This window comes from Vibrio splendidus (assembly GCF_001557875.1).
Classification (GTDB): domain Bacteria; phylum Pseudomonadota; class Gammaproteobacteria; order Enterobacterales; family Vibrionaceae; genus Vibrio; species Vibrio splendidus_F.
In genome coordinates this window covers 1-936 of sequence record NZ_LNRF01000029.1, presented here as the reverse complement: position 1 = coordinate 936, position 936 = coordinate 1, and the positions used below count along the sequence as shown (strand labels likewise).

General features: G+C 44.2%; 3 tRNA genes and 1 rRNA gene. All 4 read right to left on the bottom strand.

The features are described 5' to 3' along the window. Positions 1-434: 434 nt before the first annotated feature. Positions 435-510: transfer RNA gene (locus ATB74_RS23365), tRNA-Val, on the bottom strand. A gap of 32 nt (positions 511-542) precedes the next feature. After that, positions 543-618, bottom strand: a tRNA-Lys gene (locus tag ATB74_RS23360). 2 nt (positions 619-620) lie between these two features. Continuing rightward, positions 621-696: transfer RNA gene (locus tag ATB74_RS23355), tRNA-Glu, on the bottom strand. Between the two features lie 124 nt (positions 697-820). Then, positions 821-936 (bottom strand): 16S ribosomal RNA (locus ATB74_RS23350); the annotation flags it as partial.

The window sequence follows — 936 nt, the reverse complement described above, 5'->3', positions numbered from 1 at the left end:
TCGCAAGTTATTACGCCTTTCATCGCCTCTGACTGCCAAGGCATCCACCGTGTACGCTTAGTCACTTAACCATACAACCCGAAAGGGTCTTAGTGTATGGCAACTAACCAAGGTTTTTGGTTGTCATTAAGAAGGGTTAATTCTCAATGACTGTTTGCCGGACTCAATGTGATTCAAACAAGTTTGAATCGAATACAAGACACTTGAATGTGTTTGTTGTGTTTACCATAAAGGTAAACATTGAGAACTTTTAAATTTGATTGAATTACTCGTAAGTAAATCAATCAGTCAGCTTTCCAAATTGTTAAAGAGCATGAGACTTTAAGAACTAGTGTTCTAAAATTCACATTTTCTAAAGACTCTCACAGTCGAAAAATCCAACCAGCGACATAAGAAGTGGTTTGGAGTTTTAACTTCCAAGAATATTTAGAGAATGGTGGGCGATACCGGGCTCGAACCAGTGACCCCCTGCTTGTAAGGCAGGTGCTCTCCCAACTGAGCTAATCGCCCACGATAGTTTTAATTCCTTCGCGGAGAAAGAATGGTGGGTCGTGCAGGATTCGAACCTGCGACCAATTGATTAAAAGTCAACTGCTCTACCAACGGAGCTAACGACCCAATGGTATCCCGTAGGGGAGTCGACCCCCTGTTACCGCCGTGAAAGGGCGGTGTCCTAGGCCTCTAGACGAACGGGACACTGCTAATTTACCTCCACTTTAACAAGTAGAAACAAACTTCGAAGAACCTTGGGAGCTCTTCATCTCTTTGCTTTTCTAAACCTAATCAATCTGTGTGGGTACTCATCGTGGATATCTTCGTATAAGGAGGTGATCCAGCCCCAGGTTCCCCTAGGGCTACCTTGTTACGACTTCACCCCAGTCATGAACCACAAAGTGGTGAGCGTCCTCCCCGAAAGGTTAAACTACCCACTTCTTT